Origin of the sequence: Pseudomonas sp. 21615526 (assembly GCF_013386245.1) — a bacterium.
Classification (GTDB): Bacteria; Pseudomonadota; Gammaproteobacteria; order Pseudomonadales; family Pseudomonadaceae; genus Aquipseudomonas.
The window spans coordinates 62,687-84,206 of record NZ_JACAOM010000036.1 but is presented as its reverse complement, the minus strand read 5'-3'; the positions used below and the strand labels follow the sequence as shown (position 1 = coordinate 84,206).

Genomic DNA, 21,520 nt, shown 5'->3' with positions numbered 1-21,520 from the left:
TGCTGACTGACACACCGCCTTCGCGAGCAAGCCCGCTCCCACATGGGTTTTGCGGCGTAGTTAGAAGGTTTGCCCCAGGTTCAGGTACACCGCCTGCTGACTGTCATCGTTAAACCCATAACTGAAATTCAACGGCCCCAGCGGCGTATCAAACCCCAGGAAAATACTGGCGGCGTTGATGTACCCGCTGTCGTATTCATTGTCGTTGTTCCACGCTCGCCCACGTTCCAGTGATGCGCCCAGGTACAACGGGAAATCCAGCGGCAGATAAGACCGCGGCGTCAGCCGGCGATAGTAGACCGCGCGCATCAGGCTGATGTTTTGCCCGGCAATCGCATCCTCGCGAAAGCCCGACAGCTGCCGCGCGCCCCCCAGCAGGAAGCTGGAAATCACCACGTCCGACTTATCCAGGGTGCGCCCATAGCGCCCGCCGAGGATCAGCGTGTCCGGCCCGCTGCTCATGGCTTTGTCCAGCTTGAACTCCCACTGGCGATAGCGCTGGTCCGAACCCAGCCCCGGTTCGAACTCCCGGAAGGCCAGGCCAATGTCTTCGCCGGTATGGGGGAAGTACACGTTGTCGAACGAGTCGAAGGAGTACTTCAGCTCATAGAAACCCTCGCTGAAGTTGATGCTCGGTGAATTCCGGTCGCCAATGCGCACATCCGCCTTGCCCCAGGCCTCGCCGACGCCGAAACGAATCTCGCCGCTGTTGCCGATCTGCCGGCCCACGTTCAGGCCGAAGCCGTAGCGTTCCAGGCGGTATTCCGAGATCGGGTTATTGTCTTCAATCAGTTCGACGTTCTGCGCCTGGGCACTGATATAGGGCGCGACGAAGTAACGTGAACCGGTGTCCATCGGCTGATAGAACTCGCTGTACAACTCCTGCTTGTCCCCGATCTGCACCCGCGTCAGCCATTCGGCGCCGAGGCGGTTGATGCCGTTCATGCGGTAGCTGGCGCCGAGGTTGAAGGCGCTGTCGCCGCGCATGTCATCCGACAGGTTCAGGCCCAGGCGCAGGTAGTCGGTGCCGCTGCGTTTGCCCCGGGCACTGATGACGAGGGTGTTGTCCTTGCCCTTTTTCACCACGCGGTATTGCACCTGTTCGAAGTAATCCAGGCCGTACAGAGTGCCCATGTCGGTTTGCAGGCGGGCCAGGTCCAGGGGCTCGCCGAGGTTCTGGCGGATGTAGTAGCGGATCACCTCGTCGCCCACCTTGGAGTCGTTCTCCACCTTGATCGCGGTGATCACCGGGTTGCGCTCGCCGGGCGTTCGCGCGGCCACCAGCGACGGGTCCACCGGTTCGGCCGGACGCAGGTGCGCCAGGCGCACGTCGAGTGCGCGGGTGGCGCGGTAGCCCGCGTCGATCATGTCCTTGGCGCGCCCGAAATCCGTCACCCCGTAGGCGGCCAGGGGCGGCTGGATCAGCACGTCGCGGGGCGCCAAGGCCTTGAGTTGTTCTTCGGAATTGCGCCGGGTCATCAGGGTGATGGACTGGTTGAGCACGTCCACCACGGTGTTGAGTTGCTTGCGTGAGCGCAGCGGGGTGCCGATGTCGACGACGATGGCGATGTCGACCCCCATTTCCCGCGCCACATCCAGCGGGATGTTATCGGTCATGCCGCCATCCACCAGCAGCCGGCCATCCAGCTCCACCGGGGCAAACACCGCCGGGATCGACATGCTGGCGCGGATTACCTGGGGCAGGTGGCCTTTGCGGAACACCACTTTTTCACCACTGGTGATGTCGGTGGCCACGGCGCGGAAGGGGATCGGCAGCTTGTCGAAATCCCGCACGTTACTGGTGTGGGCGAACATGCTTTCCAGCAGCAAGGCCAGGTTCTGACCCTGGATCACCCCCAGTGGCAGGCCGAGGCTGCCGTCGTCGCGGAAGCTGAGTTTCTGTTTGACCAGGAAATCCCGGTCATCCTGCTTGCGCCGGAATGGCACGTCTTCCCGCGGTGGCGCGTCAGACAGGGCGAGCTTCCAGTCGATGTTCAGCGCGAGTTTTTCCAGCTCGTCGATCTTGTAGCCCGAGGCGTACAGCCCGCCGATCACCGCACCCATGCTGGTGCCGGCAATCGCATCGATGTGGATGCCCTGTTCTTCCAGGGCCTTGAGCACGCCAATGTGCGCCAGGCCACGGGCGGCACCGCCGGAGAGCACCAGGCCGATCTTCGGGCGCGGATTTTCGACGGCTTGGACGAGGACAGGGAACAGGCACAGCAACAGACAGGACAACAGGCGGCGCATCATCAATCTCAAGGCAGGACGATAAAGGCCGGTATTATAGCCACTCGATCCTTTCAACCCGCCAAGCAGGAGCCAGTCAATTCATGTCAGCGGCCAAGCCCGAGATTGTCATCACCTATTGCACCCAGTGTCAGTGGCTGCTGCGCGCCGCCTGGCTGGCCCAGGAACTGCTGAGCACGTTCGCCGATGACCTCGGCAAAGTGGCCCTGGAGCCGGCGACCGGCGGTGCGTTTCGGATTACCTGCGACGGTGTGCAGATCTGGGAACGCAAGGCCGACGGGGGCTTCCCGGAAGCCAAGGTGCTCAAGCAACGGGTACGTGACCAGATCGACCCGCAACGGGACCTGGGGCATAACGACCGTACTCAATGAACCTCGGCCGTGGTGGCCGGCTGCTTGGCCGGTTTGGCGCCGCCCATCAGCCCGGACACCACGATGGCCACGATGATCAGCGCGCCGCCCATCAGCATGCGCAGGGTCGGCGTTTCAGCAAACAGCAGCCAGGCCGCGGTGATGCCGTACACCGGCTCCATGGCAAACACCACCGCCGCCGTGCGCGCCTTGAGCACCGCGAGGCTGGCGACAAACAGGCTATGGGCCAGGCCGGTGCAGAACACCCCGAGCAGGCCGATCCACAGCCAGTCCAGTGGTCGCACTTCGGCCAGCCCGGGCGCGGCGACGGGCAACAGGCACAGCGCTACCACCACGTTCTGGCACAAGGCGGCCTGCACCGGCGGGATGCGCCCACTGGCGCGGTTGTTCAGCGACAGCAGCGAGAACAACAACCCGGAGCCGACCGCCCACAGCAAGCCGCTGGTGGCCTGGCTGGCAAGATTGAAATCCGGCGTGACCAGCACCAGCCCGATGCTCACCAGCACCACCAGCAGGATCTCGTTGGCGCGAATCCGCTCGCGGAAAATCAAGCCTTCGAGAATCACCGTGAACGCCGGGAAGGTGGCGAAGCCCAGGGTGGCGATGGCCACACCGGCGACCTTTACCGCAATAAAGAAACTCACCCAATGCCCGGCCAGCAGCAGGCCGCTGACCAGCAGGCGGCGCCAGTCGCGGGCTTGCAGCTTCTGCCAGGGCGTGTTGCTGGCAAAGCGCGCAAAGATTGCCAGGGCAATGACCGCGAACGCGGCGCGGCCGAACACGATAATCGCCGGCGAAGCGGCCGCCAGTTTGCCGAACACACCAGTGAGGCCAAACATCAATGCGCCGATATGCAGGGCGCCGAGGGCTGTGCGGGGAGTCATTGCGATCCTTAAACGACGGGTTTACAGGATCGCAGTCTAGAGGGTTGCAGGCATTCGCGTCTGTCGTTGGGCTCGCGGCTTTTGTCGCAGGACTCTTGCTTGGTGAAGATCCCTGTGGGAGCTGGCTTGCCTGCGATGCAGACAACTCGGTCGTTCAGATAGCGCGCGGTGATGCTATCGCAGGCAAGCCAGCTCCTGCACCGGGCGGTGCTCGTCTGAAGGCTCGGGGCGAGAGGCCAAACTCGCGCAGCATCGCCGCAGCAAATGCACTTTGCGAACCATAGCCCACCCGCGCGGCAATCTCGCCGATCGGCAGCTGGCTGTCGCGCAACAGGCCGCGGGCCATCTGCAAGCGCCGGGTGCGTATGTAGTCCATCGGCGTCTGCCCGCTTTCCGCGATAAACCGTGCATGCAGGCGAGCGACGGACAGGTCGGCGAGCTTCGCCAGGTCCGCCACTTGCAGTGGGTGCGCGGCATGCCGCTGGATATGCGCATCGAACGCGGCATAGGGCAGGCGCTTGCCCACCGGCGGCTGCGCAAGGTTGAGGCTGGCCAGCAGCAATACGGCGCCTTGCTGGGCGATCAGCGGGTCGTCCACCGGGCTGCTTGCCAGCCATTGCACCAGTTGGCTTTGGCGATTGTCGAGGGTCAGGTGTGCGCACCGGTCGAGCAAGCGGCGGCTGGCGTCGGCGTGCTCCCCCAGGGACTGCGCCAGCCAGTGCTCATCGGGCACGTCCAGCACCAGGCAGCGGCTGCCATCGCGACTGCGGCACGCGTGATGGGCGGAGTAGGGCAGCACCATCACACTGCTGTGCTGCACCTGGCCGCCCCGGCCATCCACCTCGAAGTCCAGGTGCCCGGACAGGCCAAACACCAGCTGTGCATGGTCGTGGCTATGGGCGATAGGCGCATCGGGGTAGTGGCGTAGCGTGAGGTTGGGTCTCATCGCAGTCTCCTGGGCAGGCCCGCAGTTTACATCGCTTCGCCGCCTGTGGGCGCTGTCATCAGACTGACGCAACACTGTCATGGGCTATTAATCCCGTGGGCGCAAGCTCGCGAAAACACCGTGAGGCATGCCCATGACCAGCGCCGAACTCGCCAAACCCAGCCGCAAGCAACGCGTGCGTACCCTGTGGATTTCCGACGTGCATTTGGGCACTCGGGATTGCCAGGCCGAACACCTCTCGCATTTCCTCAAGGGCTACCACGCCGACAAGGTCTACCTGGTGGGCGACATCATCGACGGCTGGAAGCTGCGCAGCGGCATGTATTGGCCCCAGGCCCACACCAACGTGATCCGCCGCCTGCTGACCATGAGCAAGCGCGGCACCGAGGTGATCTACGTCACCGGCAACCACGATGAATTCCTGCGGCGTTATTCGAAGCTGATCCTTGGCAATATCCAGTTGGTGGACGAAGCGGTGCACGTGACTGCCGATGGCCGGCATTTGCTGGTGATCCATGGCGACCAGTTCGACGTGATCACCCGGTACCACCGCTGGCTGGCGTTCCTCGGCGATTCGGCCTACGAATTCACCCTCACGCTCAACCGCTGGCTGAACCACTGGCGGGCGCGCTATGGCTACGGCTATTGGTCGTTGTCGGCGTACCTCAAGCACAAGGTCAAGACGGCGGTGAGCTTTATCAGTGATTTTGAAGAAGCGATCGCCCACGAAGTGACCAAGCGCGAGCTGCATGGCGTGGTGTGCGGGCACATCCACCATGCGGAGATTCGCAAGGTGGGCGAGGTGGATTACCTCAATTGCGGGGATTGGGTGGAGTCGTGCACGGCGCTGATCGAGCACTGGGACGGGCATATCGAGCTGTATCGGTTGGCGGATGCCCAGGCGAAAGAGGCACAGCTCAAGGCCGAGATGGTCGCGGGCTAAGCCTCAAACCCACAGACTCACAGACTCACTCAGTCTAAATGTGGGAGCGGGCTTGCTCGCGAATGCGGAGTGTCAGTCACCAGATAATTCGACTGACCCACCGCCTTCGCGAGCAAGCCCGCTCCCACATTTGGAGCCGGTTTCTTCAGTCAGGTGTGGGAAACATCCGCGATGGCTTCTGCCAACAACGTCAACCGCGTCACATCAATCCCCGCCACGTTCGCACGCCCGGAATTGACCATATACACGCTGTGCTTGTCCCGCAGTTGCTTCACCTGGTCCGCACTCAACCCGGTATAGGAAAACATCCCGCGTTGCGCCGCGATGTGCGCAAACCGCTCCGACAACCCATGGGGCGCCAACGCCTCCACCAGCCCGGAACGCAGCTGCGCAATCCGCGCCCGCATCGCTTCCACTTCCTCGGCCCACTGCTTTTTCAGCCCGGCGTCACCGAGAATCGTCGCCACCACAGCAGCACCATGGTCCGGCGGCGTCGACCACAAGTTACGCGCAATAAACGCCAGCTGGCTGCGCACATCCGTCAGTTTCTCGGCGTCCGCCGCGCACACAATCAACGCGCCGACACGGTCGCTGTACAAGCCGAAGTTCTTCGAGCAGGAACTGGTGATCAGCACTTCGGGCAGCTCAGCCGCGAACATCCGCACGGCCCATGCATCCTGTTCCAGGCCATCGCCAAAACCCTGATACGCAAAGTCGATCAGCGGCAGCAACTGACGTTCCTGGACGATCTTCAGCACCTGGCGCCAGTCATCGTGGGACAGGTCGAAACCGGTCGGGTTGTGGCAGCAGGCGTGCAGCAGCACCACATCGCCTTTTGGCACGGTGGACAGGGTGGTCAGCATCGCCGCTACGTCCAGGCGATTGTCGCTGCCCACGTACGGGTAATGGCTGACCTTGAGCCCGGCCTTGGCGAAGATGGTTTCGTGGATCGGCCAGGTCGGGTTGCTCAGCCATACACCACGGCCGGGCAGGCTGTGGGCGATAAAGTCGGCGCTCAGGCGCAGCGCGCCGGTGCCGCCAGGCGTCTGGGTGGCGCCGGCGCGACGTTCACTCAGCAGCGGCGAACCGGCGCCCAGCACCAGCTCGCTGATCAGCGAGCCGAACGCGGCGTTGCCATGGCCGCCGATGTAGGTCTTGGTGGTTTGTTGCTCCACCAGGCGCTGCTCGGCCAGTTTCACCGAATGCGGGATCGGCGTCAGGCCCTGGTCGTCCTTGTACACGCCCACGCCGAGGTCGAACTTGAGCGGGTTCGGGTCCTGGGCATACAGCTCCATCAGCCCGAGGATCGGGTCCCCGGGCACCCGGCCAATTGCGTCGAAATGCATTACTTGCGGCCCTCAGCATCCTTGGCCACTTCGTCGGTGCGCGCGGCCATGATGAAGTCGTTGCGGTGCAGGCCCTTGATGGAGTGGCTCCACCAGGTCACGGTGACTTTGCCCCATTCGGTGAGCAGGCCCGGGTGATGGCCTTCAGCTTCGGAGATCACGCCCACGGCGTTGGTGAAGGCCAGGGCGAATTTGAAATTCTTGAACAGGAAGACCTTTTCCAGCTGCATCACGCCATCGCGTACTTCGATGTTCCAGTCGGGGATCTGCTTGATCAGCACCGGCAACTCTTCGTCGCTGACTTGCGGGGCGTCGGCGCGGCAGGCTTCGCAGTGGGCTTGGTTCAACGTGGTCATGTGGGTATTCCTGAAATCGAGTATTTGGAAACGGTCGTCAGTAGCGTCACCCTAAAGCAACGCGAGGCCAGGGAACAGACTCACCTGGCCCTAAAAGCCGCAGTTCAAGCCGCTTTTGGCTTGGGCGGGAACTTCGGTGCGTGCAGCCCCAGCTGCATCCCGCGTTCGACCATGCCCATGATGTCTTCCTGCGCCACTTCGAACAGGCGCTTGAGGTTGGGCAGGGCGAAGTACACGGGTTGCAGGATGTCGATGCGATACGGCGTGCGCATCGCTTCGAGCGGGTCGAAGGCTTGATGCTCGGGCACGTCCGAGAGGCAGTACACGGTCTCCTTGGGCGAAGACAGGATGCCGCCACCGTAGATGCGCCGGCCTTCGGGCGTGTCCACCAGGCCGAACTCGATCGTCATCCAGTACAGGCGCGCCAGGTACACGCGCTGTTCCTTGGTGGCGGCCAGGCCGAGCTTGCCGTAGGTGTGGGTGAATTCCGCGAACCAGGGGTTGGTCAGCAGTGGGCAATGGCCGAAGATCTCGTGAAAAATGTCCGGTTCCTGCAGGTAATCCAGCTCTTCACGGGTGCGAATAAACGTCGCCACCGGAAACTGCTTGTTGGCGAGCAATTCGAAAAAAGTCTGGAAGGGGATCAGCGCCGGCACCCGGGCGACTTGCCAGCCCGTGGTCTGGGCCAGCACTTTGTTGACTTCCGCCAGCTGTGGAATGCGGTCGTGGGGCAGGCCGAGCTTGTCGATGCCGTCCAGGTATTCCTGGCAGGCGCGGCCCTCGATCACTTTCAGTTGGCGCGTGATCAGGGTGTTCCACACCGCGTGTTCTTCGGGCGGGTAGTCGATAAAACCGTTCGCGTCGGGCTCGCGGGCCACGTACTGCGTCTGCTTCATACTGCTCTCCTGCTAGGCATTCGTTCTTGTTATGTCCTGGGATGAGCCTATTGATACGCCGCCTGGGCCAGGAAGCCATCCTCCTGCGCCATGCTTTTGTAGGAAAAGTTACTGAGATTCGTAAAGTTTTCGTTACGGCTGAGGCAATTCGTTCTCCCTGTGGCGTATTTTGGGTGTGAATCGCCTCGCAGCTGTCACATAATCTTGACGATTATCTGCGGCCGGCGGCAAAAAGACGCAGCGACTCCACCTCTTCGGGCCTTCTCATGCGTATCAAAGTGCATTGCCAGAACCGCATCGGCATCCTGCGGGACATCCTCAACCTGCTGGTGGAGTACGGCGTGAACGTTGCCAAGGGCGAGGTCGGTGGCGAGCACGGCAACGCCATTTACCTCTATTGCCCGAACCTGGTGAACCTGCAGTTCCAGGCATTGCGCCCGCAGTTCGAGGCGATTGCCGGGGTATTTGGTGTCAAGCGGGTAGGGCTGATGCCCAGCGAGCGTCGGCATATGGAGCTCAACGCGCTGCTGGGGGCGCTGGAGTTTCCGGTGCTGTCCATCGACATGGGCGGCTCCATCGTCGCGGCCAACCGCGCGGCGGCGCAGTTGCTCGGAGTACGGGTGGATGAGGTGCCGGGCATTCCGTTGTCGCGCTACGCCGAAGATTTCGATTTGCCGGAACTGGTACGGGCCAGCAAGTCTCGAATCAACGGCCTGCGGGTCAAGGTCAAGGGCGATGTATTCCTGGCCGATATTGCGCCGCTGCAATCCTCCGAGCATGACGACAGCGAAGCCATGGCCGGCGCCGTACTGACCCTGCACCGCGCCGACCGGGTGGGTGAGCGTATCTACAATGTGCGCAAGCAGGAGCTGCGCGGCTTCGACAGCATTTTCCAAAGCTCCAGGGTCATGGCCGCCGTGGTGCGTGAGGCTCGGCGCATGGCGCCGTTGGATGCGCCTCTATTAATAGAAGGCGAAACCGGCACCGGCAAAGAGTTGCTGGCCCGCGCTTGTCACCTGGCCAGCCCACGCGGCCAGTCGCCGTTGATGGCGCTCAACTGCGCCGGTTTGCCCGAGTCCATGGCCGAGACCGAGTTGTTCGGCTATGGTCCCGGCGCCTTTGAAGGGGCGAGGGCGGAGGGCAAGTTGGGACTGCTGGAGCTGACGGCGGGCGGTACGTTGTTTCTCGACGGCGTCGGCGAAATGAGCGCGCGGTTGCAGGTGAAGTTGCTGCGCTTTCTGCAGGACGGCTGCTTTCGCCGTGTAGGCAGTGATGAAGAGGTGTACCTGGATGTGCGGGTGATCTGCGCGACCCAGGTGGACCTTTCCGAACTGTGCGCCCGGGGCGAATTCCGCCAGGACCTTTACCATCGTCTCAATGTGCTCTCGCTGCATATCCCGCCGCTACGCGAGTGCCTCGACGGTTTGCCGCCGCTGGTGGAGCACTTCCTGGATCAGGCCAGCCGGCAGATCGGCTGCCCGCTGCCCAAGCTCGCACCGGCGGCGATGGAACGCCTCAGCCATTACCACTGGCCGGGGAATGTGCGGCAGTTGGAGAACGTGCTGTTCCAGGCGGTTTCGCTGTGTGAGGGCGGCACCGTCAAGGCCGAGCACATTCGCCTGCCGGACTATGGCGTGCGCCAGCCGCTGGGGGATTTTTCCCTGGAAGGCGGGTTGGAGGAGATCGTCGGGCGCTTTGAAAAGGCCGTGCTGGCGCAGTTGTATGCCGAACATCCCAGCAGCCGTCTGTTGGGCAAGCGGCTGGGCGTGTCCCACACCACCATCGCCAACAAATTGCGCGACTACGAAGTCGTCAAAGCCGAACGCGGTTAAACCTGTGGGAGCGGGCTTGCTCGCGAATGCGGTGGGTCAGTCGAATTATCCGGTGACTGACACTCCGCATTCGCGAGCAAGCCCGCTCCTACATGGGTTCTTTGTCGGTCTTGATACCTGCACTTGCCGTTAGCGGCATAAGTCCGCCGTTTTTTCGACTCTCTTCCTGCTGCCCTCAGCTGCTACCTGCCGGCAAACCCCCGCCCCGCCTGGACTTTTCCTCATTTCAAAAAGTTGGTTCGCAAATTGCTTAAGCCTCATCAGTACAGCGGTGGGCGGCAAGCGTCCGTCAGAAAGAGGAAAGAGCGTGGATAAGTACCTTTACGTGGCAATGACCGGCGCCAGCCAGAATGCACTGGCGCAGAAGGCCCACGCCAACAACTTGGCGAACGTTTCCACCAATGGTTTCCAGCGTGACCTGGAACAGGCGCGCTCGATGCCGGTGTTCGGTGACAGCTTTCCGGCGCGAGCCTTTGCCTTGACCGAGCGCCCAGGCACGGACTTTTCCCCTGGCGCGATGATTGAAACCGGCCGTGACCTCGATGTGGCCGTCAGCGGTGACGGCTGGATGGCCGTGCAAAACCCGGATGGCGGCGAATCCTACGTGCGCAGCGCCAGCATGAACGTCGATGCGCTGGGCGTGCTGCGGGCCGGCAACGGTATGCCGATCATGGGCAACGGCGGCCCGATTGCCGTGCCGCCCCAGCAGCAGATCGAAGTCGGCCAGGACGGCACCATCAGCATCCGCGCCATGGGCGAAGGCCCGCGGGTGATGGCTGAAGTGGACCGGATCAAGCTGGTGCAGCCCGACCTCAAGAACATGACCAAGGGCCTCGACGGCACCATCCACACCAAGGATGGCCAGCCGGCCCAGGCCGATGCCAACGTCAAGCTGACGTCGGGCTTCCTGCAGGCGAGCAACGTGAACGCCGTCGAAGAAATGACGGCAGTCCTGGCCCTGTCCAAGCAGTTCGAATTGCACATCAAGATGATGAACAGCGCCAAAGAAGACGACCAGGCCATGACCCGCGTCCTGGCGATGAGCTGATAGCAGCCACACACTAATTTTTGTAGCGCGGCGCCATAAAACAGGCGCACGAAGGAGAAGAACATGCTTCCGGCTCTATACGTTGCCAAGACAGGCCTGTCCGCCCAGGACACCAACCTGACCACCATTTCCAACAACCTGGCCAACGTGTCGACCACGGGTTTCAAACGTGACCGCGCCGAGTTCCAGGACTTGCTCTATCAGATCAAGAAGCAGCCTGGCGCCCAGTCGACCCAGGACAGCGAATTGCCGTCGGGCCTGCAACTGGGTACCGGTGTGGCAATCGTTGGCACCCAGAAGAACTTCAGCGCCGGTAACCTGCAGCAGACCGGCCAGCCGCTGGACCTGGCAGTCAACGGCAAGGGTTTCTTCCAGATCCTGCAGCCGGACGGCACCACCACCTACACCCGTGACGGTACGTTCCACCTGGACTCCAACGGCCAGGTCGTGACCGCCAATGGCTTCGCGCTGGAGCCGGCGATTGTCGTGCCGAACAACGCCCAGACTTTCACCGTCGGCAACGACGGCACCGTGTCGATCACCGTGGCCGGCAACCCGGCGTCCCAGGTGATCGGCAACCTGCAAACCGCTGACTTCATCAACCCGGCCGGCCTGCAGGCGATCGGTAACAACCTGTTCCTGGAAACCGCGTCCAGCGGCGCGCCGCAAATCGGCACCCCGGGCCTCAACGGTTTTGGTACCACCCTGCAAAGCACCCTGGAAACGTCCAACGTCAGCACCGTTGAAGAGATGGTCAACATGATCACCACTCAGCGCGCCTACGAGATGAACTCCAAGGTGATTTCCACCGCCGACCAGATGCTTTCGTTCGTAACGCAGAATCTGTAATCAAGTCTATGGGGCGCCCTTGAAGGCGCCTGCAACACCGTGAGGTATGGGTCATGAATCGCTATGTTTCTGTTCTCGCATTGAGTGGGATTGCTGTGCTCGCGGGCTGTGTCGCCCCGACGCCTAAGCCCAATGACCCGTACTATGCGCCGGTGTTGCCGCGCACGCCGTTGCCGGCGGCCGCCAACAATGGCTCGATCTACCAGGCCGGGTTCGAACAGAACCTGTACAGCGACCGCAAGGCCTTCCGGGTCGGTGACATCATCACCATCACGCTGAACGAGAAGACCCAGGCGAGCAAGAACGCCAACTCGCAGATCGGCAAGACCAGCAAGACCAGTATCGGGCTGACTTCATTGTTTGGCGGTGTACCGAACACCAACAACCCGCTGGGCAGCGGTGACCTGAGCCTGGACGCCGGCTACAGCGGCGACCGCGCCACCAACGGCAAGAGTGCGGCAGGGCAGGGCAACAGCCTGACCGGCTCGATCACCGTGACCGTGGCCGACGTGCTGCCCAACGGCATCATTGCCGTACGCGGCGAGAAGTGGATGACCCTCAACACCGGTGACGAACTGGTGCGCATTGCGGGCATGGTTCGCGCCGACGATATCTCCACCGACAACACCGTGCCGTCGACACGGATTGCCGATGCACGCATCACCTACTCGGGTACGGGTTCGTTTGCTGACGCCAGTCAGCCGGGCTGGTTTGACCGTTTCTTCCTTAGCCCGCTGTTCCCTTTCTAGGTGATCACTTTGAACTTCAAACAGCTGATGGCTGCGATGTTGCTGCTGGCCCTGAGCGCAGGCGCCCAGGCCGAGCGCTTGAAAGACATCGCGAGCATTTCCGGCGTGCGGTCCAACCAGCTGATCGGCTACGGCCTGGTGGTGGGGCTTAACGGCACCGGTGACCAGACCACCCAGACCCCGTTCACCCTGCAGACCTTCAACAACATGCTTTCGCAGTTCGGCATCAAGGTACCGCCGGGCTCGGGCAACGTGCAGTTGAAGAACGTCGCGGCGGTGTCCATCAGCGCTGACTTGCCGCCGTTCGCCAAGCCGGGGCAGGTGGTCGATATCACCGTCTCGTCCATGGGTAACTCGAAAAGCCTGCGGGGCGGCACCTTGCTGATGACGCCGCTAAAAGGTATCGACGGCAACGTCTACGCGATTGCCCAGGGCAACCTGGTGGTGGGTGGCTTTGATGCCGAAGGCCGTGACGGTTCGAAGATTACCGTCAACGTGCCGTCGGCCGGGCGGATTCCCGGTGGTGCCTCGGTGGAGCGCACCGTGCCCAGCGGCTTCAACCAGGGCAACAGCCTGACCCTGAACCTCAACCGCTCTGACTTCACCACCGCCAAGCGCGTGGTCGACAAGATCAATGAGCTGCTCGGCCCGGGTGTGGCCCAGGCCATCGACGGTGGTTCGGTGCGTGTCACCGCACCGCTGGACCCAAGCCAGCGTGTGGACTACCTGTCCCTGCTGGAAAACCTTGAGGTTGACCCGGGCCAGGCGGTGGCGAAAGTCATCATCAACTCGCGGACCGGCACCATCGTGATCGGCCAGAACGTCAAGGTTTCGCCAGCGGCCGTGACCCACGGCAGCCTGACCGTGACCATCACCGAAGACCCGATCGTCAGCCAGCCTGGCCCGTTGTCCAACGGCCAGACTGCCGTGGTCCCCCGTTCGCGGGTGAATGCCCAGCAAGAAGCCAAGCCGATGTTCAAGTTCGGCCCCGGCACCACCCTGGACGAGATTGTCCGTGCGGTGAACCAGGTGGGCGCAGCGCCCGGCGACTTGATGGCGATCCTCGAAGCATTGAAACAGGCCGGCGCCTTGCAAGCCGACCTGATCGTGATCTGACGCCATGGCCATGGACATGCGCAAGAGCGGCCTGACCAGCACGGCGGATTCGGGTTCCTATTCCGACCTCAACCGGCTTAACCAGTTGAAGGTCGGCGACAAGAACAGCGACGGCAACATGCGCAAGGTCGCGCAGGAATTCGAGTCGCTGTTTCTCGGCGAGATGCTCAAGTCCATGCGTTCGGCCACCGAAGCCCTGGGCAAGGACAACCCGCTGAATACCCCGGCGGCCAAGCAGTACCAGGAAATGTACGACCAGCAGTTGGCGGTTTCCCTGTCTCGCGAGGGCGGTGGTATCGGCCTGGCGGACGTGCTGCTGCGCCAGATGCAGAAGAACAAACCGGTGGACGCCCAGGCGGCCACCCTGCAAGGCCCGGCTGCGCCCGCGAAGAAGGTGGATGTGCCGACTGAAATTGCCGCCGGTACCAAGGCCGATGGCCCGCTGGGCCGCAGCAATGGTCAGCGGCCATTGTGGGCATACCGCGTGGCGGTGCCTGAAGGCACCAACTCCCACGCCAACGACATGGCGCTGATGAACCAGCGACGCATCTCGTTGCCGAGCAAGCTGACGGATCGCCTGCTGGCCGGCATCGTGCCGGGTGCCGAGGCTTCCACTGCCGCCAAGGCCGCGCCGCTGCGCAACAGCGCTGCCGATGATGGCGTGGTCAACAGCACCGCCCGCAGCCTTGCCGCCATACCGCCTCGCGGGCAGATGCAGGTTTACGGCCGCGCCGTCGCCCAGCCACCGCTGGCACCGGCGAAGAAAGCCTTCAGCTCGCAGGATGAATTTGTCGCCACCATGTTGCCGATGGCCAAGCAGGCCGCCGCGCGGATTGGCGTCGACCCACGCTACCTGGTGGCCCAGGCCGCCCTGGAAACCGGTTGGGGTAAATCGGTGATGCGTGCCGAGGATGGCACCAGCAGCCACAACCTGTTCGGCATCAAGGCCGGCCAGAGTTGGCAGGGCGAACAGGCCCGGGCGATCACCAGCGAGTTTCGCGATGGCGCGATGGTCAAGGAGACGGCGCAGTTCCGTTCCTACAATTCCTACCAGGACAGCTTCCATGACCTGGTCACGTTGCTGCAAAGCAATGATCGCTATAAAGAAGTTGTGAAATCAGCCGACAACCCGGAACAGTTTGTGCGCGAGTTGCAAAAAGCCGGATATGCAACCGACCCGGATTACGCCAGCAAGATTTCGCAGATCGCAAAAACGATGAACAGCTACCAGAACTACGCTGCCGCGGGCGCTTCCACTCATTTATAAGGTCTGAATCATGAGTTTGCTCAATATCGGGATGTCGGGGCTCAATGCCGCCCAGGGATCGTTGTCGGTCTTAAGTAACAACATCGCCAACGTCAACACCCCGGGATACTCGCGTCAACAGAGCGCTCAGACCGCGAATGCGTCGAACGCCTACGGCGGCGTATTTATCGGCACCGGTACGACCCTGGCGGACGTGCGTCGGGTGTACAACCAGTTTCTCACCACGGCTTACCAGAACAGCACGGCACTCGACAGCGATGCCAACGCCTACCTGGACCAGGCCAGTGCCATCGACAAGACCTTGTCGGATTCCAACACCGGCATGTCTTCGGTGCTCAGTGCCTTCTTCGCGGCGGCGCAGACGGCTTCTGCCACCCCGGGCGACGTGTCCGCGCGCCAATTGCTGCTGACCAGCGCCCAGACCCTGAGCAACCGCTTCAACTCCATTTCCGGCCAGTTGAACCAGCAGAAACAAACGATCAACAGTCAGTTGAGCACCATGACGGACCAGGTCAACAAGCTGACGTCCTCGATCGCCTCGCTCAACAAGCAGATTGCCCAGGCCCAGGGGACTTCCAGCAGTGCGCCGGCCAACCTGCTGGACTCGCGTGACGAAGCGGTGCGCTCGCTCAACGAGCTGATCGGCGTTACGGCCACGGAAAAAAACGGACAGTTCAGTATTACGACCGGTACGGGGCAGTCGCTGGTGGAAGGCGGGATATCCAATAATATCTCTGCGGTACCGAGTAGCACCGACAATAGCCAGTACACCATCCAACTCTCGATGGGCGACTCGTCCATTGACCTTGGCAATGTAGTCACCGGCGGCAGTATCGGAGGCTTGCTGCGCTATCGCAGTGACGTGCTGATGCCGGCCATCAATGATCTGGGGCGCATCGCGATTGCCACGGCAGACACGATCAACAACCAGTTGGGCCAGGGCCTGGACCTCAACGGCGAATTCGGTTCGTCGCTGTTCACCGATATCAACAGCGCGGCGGCGATTTCCCAGCGTAGCCAAGGGGCCGCCGGCAATAGCGCGGGGTCTGGCAACCTGAATGTCACGATCAAGGACAGCAGCCAGCTGACGACCTACGACTACAAAGTCACGTTTACCAGTGGTAACCAGTACAACGTCGTCCGCTCCGACGGCAAGGCCATGGGTTCGTTCGACACTACCACCACGCCGCCGCCGGTGATTGATGGCTTTACCCTGGCACTGGACGGCAAAGGGCCCATGGCTGCCGGTGACAGCTTCAAGGTCAGCCCCACGGCCAACGGGGCCACGGGCATCGGTGTCGACCTGAAGGACGTTAACAAGCTCGCCTTCGCGGGCCCCTTGGCGGGGAACGCAAGCAAGACCAACACCGGTACCGGTACGTTCACACCGCCTCAGCTGACTGTGCCGCTGGATATTCATGGCGGCGCTGATACCGCCCAGTTGCGCGCCGGCATCGAAAACTCCATGCCGGTAAAAATGCTCTTTGGCAAGCCGGCCGCCGACGGCACCCAGTCGTATACGGTGAGCGACGCGCAAGGCAATCCGATCGGCAGCGGCACCATCATCCCGGGCCAGGGCAACAAGATCAGCATCAACGTACCGATGCGCGATGCCTCCGGTGCGTTGATCCCGGGCAAAAGCTTCAACTTCGACACCACGGTCGGCGGCTCGCCTGCCAATGGTGACAGCACGACTTTCTCGTTCAACGCTTCGGGCACCTCCGACAACCGCAACGCCCAGCAATTGCTGGACTTGCAGACCAAGGCCACCGTAGGCGCCAGCGACGGCAGCCCGGGTGTGAGCCTGGTCAGCGCCAACGCCCGACTCGTGTCGCAGGTGGGCTCAAAAGCCAGCCAGGCCGCTACCGACTCCACCGCGACGGGTGCGCTGTTGGCAGCGAACAAGGCGGCCAGCAACTCGGTGTCCCAGGTCAACCTGGATGAAGAGGCGGGTGACATGATCAAGTTCCAGCAGTACTACACCGCGTCGTCGCAGATCATCAAGGCTGCGCAAGAAACTTTCAGCACACTGATTAATGCCCTTTAAAGGAGTCTGGGACGATGCGTATTTCTACACAGCAGTATTTCGACACCAGCGCCAGCAAGTACCAGACGAACTATTCCGGTGTGGTGAAAGCCCAGGACCAGGCGAGCAGCGGTATCCGGGTGCAGACCGCCTCCGATGACCCGGTCGCCGCCGCGCGCTTGCTGCAATTGCAGCAACAGAAAGACATGCTTGGCCAGTTCAACGGCAACATCAACACCCTGCAGAACTCGCTGACCAACGAAGAATCGGTGTTAAAGAGCATCAACACCGCCTTGCAGCGCGGTAATGAACTGGCGCTGCGTGCGGCCAACCAGTCCCTGAGCGATGACGATCGTAAATCCATCGCCAGCGAAGTGGGCGCGCTTGAGGACCAGGTGCTGGGCTTGCTCAACTCCAAGGATGCCAACGGCAACTACATGTTTTCCGGGTCGAAAACCGACACGCCGCCTTACATCCGCAATAACGACGGCACCTACACGTATCAGGGTGACGAGACGCCGCTGAGCTTGCAGATCTCGGACAATCTGTCGATGGCGGGGGGCGACACCGGTAAGTCGATGATGGAAAGTTCGACCAACACCGGTCGCACCCAGGCTACGTTGTTGCCGCCTGCGGTCAATGACGGCAAGGTTGCGGTATCGGCGGGCACGGTGACCTCCGGTGTCACCTACACCAAGAGTTTTACCGACGGCCAGCCCTACAAGCTGACCTTCAGCAGCAGCACGCAGTATTCCGTGACCGACAAGGACGGTAACGACGTTACCTCGGAGATTCCCGGCAACGGCACTTTCGACGCGACCAAAGAGGGCGCATCCAGCGTCAACCTGCGCGGCGTCAAGTTCGATATCAGCCTGACGCTCGGCGCGGACGTTGCGCCCGGCGCTGACTCCGACGCACTGGTGGCGGGCAAGGCGTTCACCCTGCAATCCAAGCCGGACACCTTCAGTGCTTCGCGTTCGCCAGGCAACGCGTCGACTGCACAAGTGACCGGTGGCCAGGTGACGGATCAGGCGGCCTACGCCAGCACCTTCCCTGATACCGGTGCGGTGATCAAATTCACCAGCGGCACCACGTATGAGGTGTATGCGCAGCCCTACAGTCCGAACAGCAAGACCATCGCGACCGGCACCATGGCTGCCGGTGCCACCTCGATCAACGCGGCCGGCGTGACGTTCGACATCAGTGGTGCGCCAGGGGCGGGCGACCAGTTTGCGGTCAGCGCCGTCAGCAACAAGAACGAAAACGCCCTGGACACGTTGAGCCAATTGCGCAAAGCCCTGGAAACGCCGGCTGACGGCAACCTGGTCGCGCAGAACAACCTCAAGGATGTGGTGGCCAAAACCATCGGCAACCTGAACAACGCCAGTTCACAGATTGACCAGGTGCGCGGCTCCATCGGTGCTCGCCAGAATGCCCTGGATCTTCAAACGGATGAAAACACCAGCCTGGGGACTGCCAATACCAACACCATGAGTTCCCTGGGCAACGTCGACATGGGTCAGGCGGCGATCAACCTGCAGCTTCAGCAAACCATGCTGCAGGCCTCTCAGTTGGCCTTTGTGAAAATCTCTCAGTTGAGCCTGTTCAACAAAATGTGATGTCCGCAGCTGCAAACCGGCGGCTCACCCTGGAAACGGGGTGGGCCGTTGTGGTTTTTGGCGTTTGTATGTCCCCGTGTTTCGCACAAAGCGCAGAAAATTGAGTGACCTGTGAGTCATAAAGCGCATCTTCACTGTATCGTGTGAAAAGGATAGGTCGTCGCCAGGTCTCTGCGAGGGCCTGCCGCCAGGGTACAAAGGCGGTTTTCGGCGAGTTTTTTGCGGGGTCATCCCCATTATTGTCAGCACCCGGCGACGTGTCTCGCGGGGTGTTCTCCAGCTATTTAGTATTGGGAAGCCACAATGATTGGCATAAAAAGCATCGCCAGTTACGTGCCGGCAGACGGGATTGATAACTACGCCCAGGGTGCCAAATTCGCCAAGGATGAAGAATTCATCATTGGCAAGATCGGTTCGGCGTTCCTGCCGCGCAAGGATGCCGCGCAGGAAACCTCCGATCTGTGCGTCGAGGCGGTCAACGCCTTGTTTGCCAACAACCCCGATTTGAAGCGCGAGTCCATCGATGCGCTGATCGTCGTTACCCAGAATGGCGACGAAGAGGGCTTGCCTCACACCGCCGCCATCGTCCAGGACAAGCTGGGCCTGCCGACGCACGTGGCGGCCTTCGATATTTCCCTGGGCTGCTCGGGCTACGTCTACGGCATCTATGCGATGAAGGGCTTCATGGAGGCTACCGGCCTGAAGAACGGCCTGCTGGTGACCGCCGATCCATACTCGAAGATCGTCGACCCGGAAGACCGCAACACCACCATGCTGTTCGGCGATGCCGCTACCGCCACCTGGATGGGTGAAGGCGCGCCGTGGCAGTTGGGCAAGTCCAAGTTCGGCACTGACGGCTCCGGTGCGCCGCACTTGAAGGTCAGCGATGGCGTGTTCTTCATGAACGGCCGCCAGGTGTTCAACTTCGCCTTGCTCAAGGTGCCGGCGCATTTGCACGAGCTGCTCACCGAATCGGACCTCAAGGCTGACGAGATCGATGCGTTCTGCATCCACCAGGGCAGTGCGGCGATTGTCGACGCCGTGGCCCGGCGTTTCGAAGACGCGCCGGTGGACAAGTTCATCAAGGACATGGTCGAGACCGGCAACACCGTGTCCTCGAGCATTCCGCTGCTGCTGGAAAAGCACATGCTCGACTCCACCTGGAAGCGCGTCGCCATCAGTGGTTTTGGTGTGGGGCTGTCCTGGGGCTCGGCGATTTTGCACCGCCCTTGACGACTTAACGGCGCTGCACAAAAAAACGCCCATGATCGAAAGATCATGGGCGTTTTTTATTTGGCGCCAGAAAGCCAACAATTGCTGGGGTTTGGGCTATCGTAAATGCTTGAATTAAAAGGGGTGGCACGGCGCCAGTAAAAAAAATCAAAAAAGTCCTCAAGCAACCTGCTTTCACGACGATAACTATTACGAAGGTTCTCTAGGCCACACCCGGCGGTTGCCAGGGCCGGAAGCCGCAGTACACCACCCACGAGGATTTCGTCATGGCATTAACAGTAAACACCAACCTTGCTTCGTTGACCGTTCAGAACAACCTGAACAAGGCTTCCAGCGCCCTGCAAACTTCCATGCAGCGCCTGTCCTCCGGCCTGCGTATCAACAGCGCCAAAGACGATGCGGCCGGCCTGCAAATCGCTGGTCGTCTGACCAGCCAGATCAACGGCCTGGGCGTTGCCATCAAGAACGCCGGTGACGGTAACTCCATCGCGCAAACTGCTGAAGGCGCGATGCAGCAATCCACCAACATCCTGCAGACCATGCGTTCCCTGGCTCTGTCGTCCGCTAACGGCTCCCTCAGCGCTGACGACCGTAAGTCGAACCAGGCTCAGTACGCGGCTCTGACTTCTGAATTGACCCGTATCGCTTCTACCACCACTTTCGGTGGTCGTAACCTGCTGGACGGTTCTTTCGGTACTACCGCTTTCCAAGTGGGCGCCAACGCCAACCAGACCATCAACATGAGCCTGGGCAACGTAGCGGCTAACAACATTGGTTCGCAGCAGCTGCTGTCTTCTGCCCAAACACCTACGGCTACCGGTATTGCAGCCGGTACCATCAGTGTGACCGGTGGCGGCCAGACCTCTGCTTCGCTGGCCATCGCAGATGGTGCTTCGGCCAAGGATATCGCTGCCCAACTGAACGGCGCAGTCGGCGGCCTGCAGGCCTCCGCCAGCACTGAACTTAAGTTCACTGTACCTGCCAGCTTCCCGGCTGCTACTCCAAACGGTAAGTTCGACCTGACAGTCGGTAGCGGTCCTAGCGCCACTACTGTTTCGTTCACCGGTATCACCAGCGCTGCTGACCTGGCCGACCAACTGAACTCCAACGCTGCCAAGCTGGGCATCAGCGTTAACTTCGACCAGTCGACCGGCTCTCTGTCGATCAAATCCGACTCGGGTGAGAACTTCACCTTTAATAACGCTGACGCCGGCGGTCAGCTGATGAGCATCGCTACCAAAGGCGGCGACGGCAAGTTTAACGCCACCGCAACCCCTCTGGTCGCAGGTCCGCTGATTGCTACCGGCGCTATCTCGTTGAACTCCAGCTCCAGCTACTCGCTGACTGGTACCGGTGGTGGTGTTGCTGGCTTGTTCGGTGCAACTGGCGTCAACGCTGTCAACTCGGCGAAAGTTGTTGTCAGCAACACCGACGTGACCACCGCTGCCAACGCACAGAGCGCTGTTGACGTGCTGACCCAGGCACTGTCCACCATCGACTCCCAGCGTGCTGACCTCGGTGCTGTACAAAACCGTTTCGACAACACCATCGCCAACCTGCAGAGCATCTCGGACAACTCCACTTCTGCCCGTGGCGTGATCCAGGACGTTGACTTCGCTGCTGAAACCGCTCAGCTGACCAAGCAACAAACCCTGCAACAGGCTTCGACTGCGATCCTGTCCCAGGCGAACCAACTGCCATCCGCTGTACTGAAGCTGCTTCAGTAATAACGGCGCTTGGTAACTGACGGAAGGGCGCGTTTACGTGCCCTTTTGTCTTTTGTCTAATG

The 21,520-nt window shown here is 61.5% G+C and carries 18 protein-coding genes; 12 read left to right on the top strand and 6 right to left on the bottom strand.

What is annotated here, in order from left to right:
* Positions 1-60: 60 nt before the first annotated feature.
* Positions 61-2,250 carry a patatin-like phospholipase family protein gene (locus HX786_RS13250; protein ID WP_003214625.1) on the bottom strand — a complete coding sequence of 730 codons (2,190 nt, stop codon included), beginning with the start codon at positions 2,248-2,250 and terminating at the stop codon, positions 61-63.
* Positions 2,251-2,333: 83 nt separating this feature from the next.
* On the opposite strand from HX786_RS13250, the gene HX786_RS13245 reads away from it, so the two are divergent.
* Positions 2,334-2,621, top strand: coding sequence for a SelT/SelW/SelH family protein (locus tag HX786_RS13245; RefSeq protein WP_003214624.1), 288 nt, complete (start codon positions 2,334-2,336; stop codon positions 2,619-2,621).
* On the opposite strand, the gene HX786_RS13240 is transcribed toward HX786_RS13245, so the two are convergent.
* Complete coding sequence (locus HX786_RS13240) at positions 2,615-3,505, bottom strand: DMT family transporter (protein ID WP_003214622.1); 891 nt, start codon at positions 3,503-3,505, stop codon at positions 2,615-2,617. The genes HX786_RS13245 and HX786_RS13240 overlap by 7 nt on opposite strands.
* A 154-nt stretch (positions 3,506-3,659) precedes the next feature.
* Positions 3,660-4,451, bottom strand: coding sequence for an AraC family transcriptional regulator (locus HX786_RS13235; RefSeq protein ID WP_087692744.1), 792 nt, complete (start codon positions 4,449-4,451; stop codon positions 3,660-3,662).
* 133 nt (positions 4,452-4,584) lie between these two features.
* Here HX786_RS13235 and HX786_RS13230 point away from each other — a divergent pair, with 133 nt between their 5' ends.
* Positions 4,585-5,394 carry a UDP-2,3-diacylglucosamine diphosphatase gene (locus HX786_RS13230; protein ID WP_003214618.1) on the top strand — a complete coding sequence of 270 codons (810 nt, stop codon included), beginning with the start codon at positions 4,585-4,587 and terminating at the stop codon, positions 5,392-5,394.
* A 149-nt stretch (positions 5,395-5,543) separates the two neighbouring features.
* Here HX786_RS13230 and HX786_RS13225 read toward each other — a convergent pair whose 3' ends face one another.
* The 3 genes from HX786_RS13225 to phhA form a co-directional block, all read right to left on the bottom strand.
* The gene (locus HX786_RS13225) at positions 5,544-6,740 is read right to left on the bottom strand and encodes an amino acid aminotransferase (RefSeq protein WP_178912186.1); all 1,197 of its coding nucleotides are present in this window, start codon (positions 6,738-6,740) and stop codon (positions 5,544-5,546) included.
* On the bottom strand, positions 6,740-7,096 hold the full coding sequence (locus HX786_RS13220; RefSeq protein WP_003214616.1) for a 4a-hydroxytetrahydrobiopterin dehydratase: 357 nt from the start codon (positions 7,094-7,096) through the stop codon (positions 6,740-6,742). The genes HX786_RS13225 and HX786_RS13220 overlap by 1 nt, the downstream gene beginning before the upstream one ends.
* 104 nt (positions 7,097-7,200) lie before the next feature.
* Complete coding sequence (gene phhA, locus HX786_RS13215) at positions 7,201-7,992, bottom strand: phenylalanine 4-monooxygenase (RefSeq protein ID WP_178912185.1); 792 nt, start codon at positions 7,990-7,992, stop codon at positions 7,201-7,203.
* Positions 7,993-8,258: 266 nt separating this feature from the next.
* Here phhA and HX786_RS13210 point away from each other — a divergent pair, with 266 nt between their 5' ends.
* From HX786_RS13210 to HX786_RS13165, 10 genes are all read left to right on the top strand, one after another.
* On the top strand, positions 8,259-9,824 hold the full coding sequence (locus HX786_RS13210; protein ID WP_003214613.1) for a sigma-54-dependent phenylalanine hydroxylase transcriptional regulator PhhR: 1,566 nt from the start codon (positions 8,259-8,261) through the stop codon (positions 9,822-9,824).
* Positions 9,825-10,131: 307 nt separating this feature from the next.
* Positions 10,132-10,872, top strand: a complete 741-nt coding sequence (locus HX786_RS13205; protein WP_003214611.1) for a flagellar basal body rod protein FlgF — start codon at positions 10,132-10,134, stop codon at positions 10,870-10,872.
* 63 nt (positions 10,873-10,935) lie between these two features.
* Positions 10,936-11,721 carry a flagellar basal-body rod protein FlgG gene (gene flgG / locus HX786_RS13200; protein ID WP_003214609.1) on the top strand — a complete coding sequence of 262 codons (786 nt, stop codon included), beginning with the start codon at positions 10,936-10,938 and terminating at the stop codon, positions 11,719-11,721.
* A gap of 53 nt (positions 11,722-11,774) precedes the next feature.
* Positions 11,775-12,470, top strand: a complete 696-nt coding sequence (gene flgH, locus HX786_RS13195; RefSeq protein ID WP_003214607.1) for a flagellar basal body L-ring protein FlgH — start codon at positions 11,775-11,777, stop codon at positions 12,468-12,470.
* A 27-nt stretch (positions 12,471-12,497) separates the two neighbouring features.
* Entirely contained in the window at positions 12,498-13,586 is a 1,089-nt protein-coding gene (locus tag HX786_RS13190) for a flagellar basal body P-ring protein FlgI (RefSeq protein ID WP_032899355.1), read from the top strand.
* Positions 13,587-13,590: 4 nt separating this feature from the next.
* On the top strand, positions 13,591-14,853 hold the full coding sequence (gene flgJ, locus HX786_RS13185) for a flagellar assembly peptidoglycan hydrolase FlgJ (RefSeq protein ID WP_003214604.1): 1,263 nt from the start codon (positions 13,591-13,593) through the stop codon (positions 14,851-14,853).
* A gap of 10 nt (positions 14,854-14,863) precedes the next feature.
* On the top strand, positions 14,864-16,900 hold the full coding sequence (gene flgK / locus HX786_RS13180) for a flagellar hook-associated protein FlgK (protein WP_102604682.1): 2,037 nt from the start codon (positions 14,864-14,866) through the stop codon (positions 16,898-16,900).
* Positions 16,901-16,914: 14 nt separating this feature from the next.
* Complete coding sequence (locus tag HX786_RS13175; RefSeq protein ID WP_003214602.1) at positions 16,915-18,498, top strand: flagellar hook-associated protein 3; 1,584 nt, start codon at positions 16,915-16,917, stop codon at positions 18,496-18,498.
* A 303-nt stretch (positions 18,499-18,801) separates the two neighbouring features.
* Positions 18,802-19,731 carry a ketoacyl-ACP synthase III gene (locus HX786_RS13170; RefSeq protein ID WP_178912184.1) on the top strand — a complete coding sequence of 310 codons (930 nt, stop codon included), beginning with the start codon at positions 18,802-18,804 and terminating at the stop codon, positions 19,729-19,731.
* 266 nt (positions 19,732-19,997) lie between these two features.
* The gene (locus HX786_RS13165) at positions 19,998-21,458 is read left to right on the top strand and encodes a flagellin (RefSeq protein ID WP_177022173.1); all 1,461 of its coding nucleotides are present in this window, start codon (positions 19,998-20,000) and stop codon (positions 21,456-21,458) included.
* Positions 21,459-21,520 lie beyond the last annotated feature (62 nt).

Bases quoted from the DNA above. Each gene is read 5' to 3' on its own strand.
- HX786_RS13250 (WP_003214625.1), bottom strand. From the start codon at position 2,250: ATGCGCCGCCTGTTGTCCTGTCTGTTGCTGTGCCTGTTCCCTGTCCTC.
- HX786_RS13245 (WP_003214624.1), top strand. From the start codon at position 2,334: ATGTCAGCGGCCAAGCCCGAGATTGTCATCACCTATTGCACCCAGTGT.
- HX786_RS13240 (WP_003214622.1), bottom strand. From the start codon at position 3,505: ATGACTCCCCGCACAGCCCTCGGCGCCCTGCATATCGGCGCATTGATG.
- HX786_RS13235 (WP_087692744.1), bottom strand. From the start codon at position 4,451: ATGAGACCCAACCTCACGCTACGCCACTACCCCGATGCGCCTATCGCC.
- HX786_RS13230 (WP_003214618.1), top strand. From the start codon at position 4,585: ATGACCAGCGCCGAACTCGCCAAACCCAGCCGCAAGCAACGCGTGCGT.
- HX786_RS13225 (WP_178912186.1), bottom strand. From the start codon at position 6,740: ATGCATTTCGACGCAATTGGCCGGGTGCCCGGGGACCCGATCCTCGGG.
- HX786_RS13220 (WP_003214616.1), bottom strand. From the start codon at position 7,096: ATGACCACGTTGAACCAAGCCCACTGCGAAGCCTGCCGCGCCGACGCC.
- phhA (WP_178912185.1), bottom strand. From the start codon at position 7,992: ATGAAGCAGACGCAGTACGTGGCCCGCGAGCCCGACGCGAACGGTTTT.
- HX786_RS13210 (WP_003214613.1), top strand. From the start codon at position 8,259: ATGCGTATCAAAGTGCATTGCCAGAACCGCATCGGCATCCTGCGGGAC.
- flgG (WP_003214609.1), top strand. From the start codon at position 10,936: ATGCTTCCGGCTCTATACGTTGCCAAGACAGGCCTGTCCGCCCAGGAC.
- flgH (WP_003214607.1), top strand. From the start codon at position 11,775: ATGAATCGCTATGTTTCTGTTCTCGCATTGAGTGGGATTGCTGTGCTC.
- HX786_RS13190 (WP_032899355.1), top strand. From the start codon at position 12,498: ATGGCTGCGATGTTGCTGCTGGCCCTGAGCGCAGGCGCCCAGGCCGAG.
- flgJ (WP_003214604.1), top strand. From the start codon at position 13,591: ATGGCCATGGACATGCGCAAGAGCGGCCTGACCAGCACGGCGGATTCG.
- flgK (WP_102604682.1), top strand. From the start codon at position 14,864: ATGAGTTTGCTCAATATCGGGATGTCGGGGCTCAATGCCGCCCAGGGA.
- HX786_RS13175 (WP_003214602.1), top strand. From the start codon at position 16,915: ATGCGTATTTCTACACAGCAGTATTTCGACACCAGCGCCAGCAAGTAC.
- HX786_RS13170 (WP_178912184.1), top strand. From the start codon at position 18,802: ATGATTGGCATAAAAAGCATCGCCAGTTACGTGCCGGCAGACGGGATT.
- HX786_RS13165 (WP_177022173.1), top strand. From the start codon at position 19,998: ATGGCATTAACAGTAAACACCAACCTTGCTTCGTTGACCGTTCAGAAC.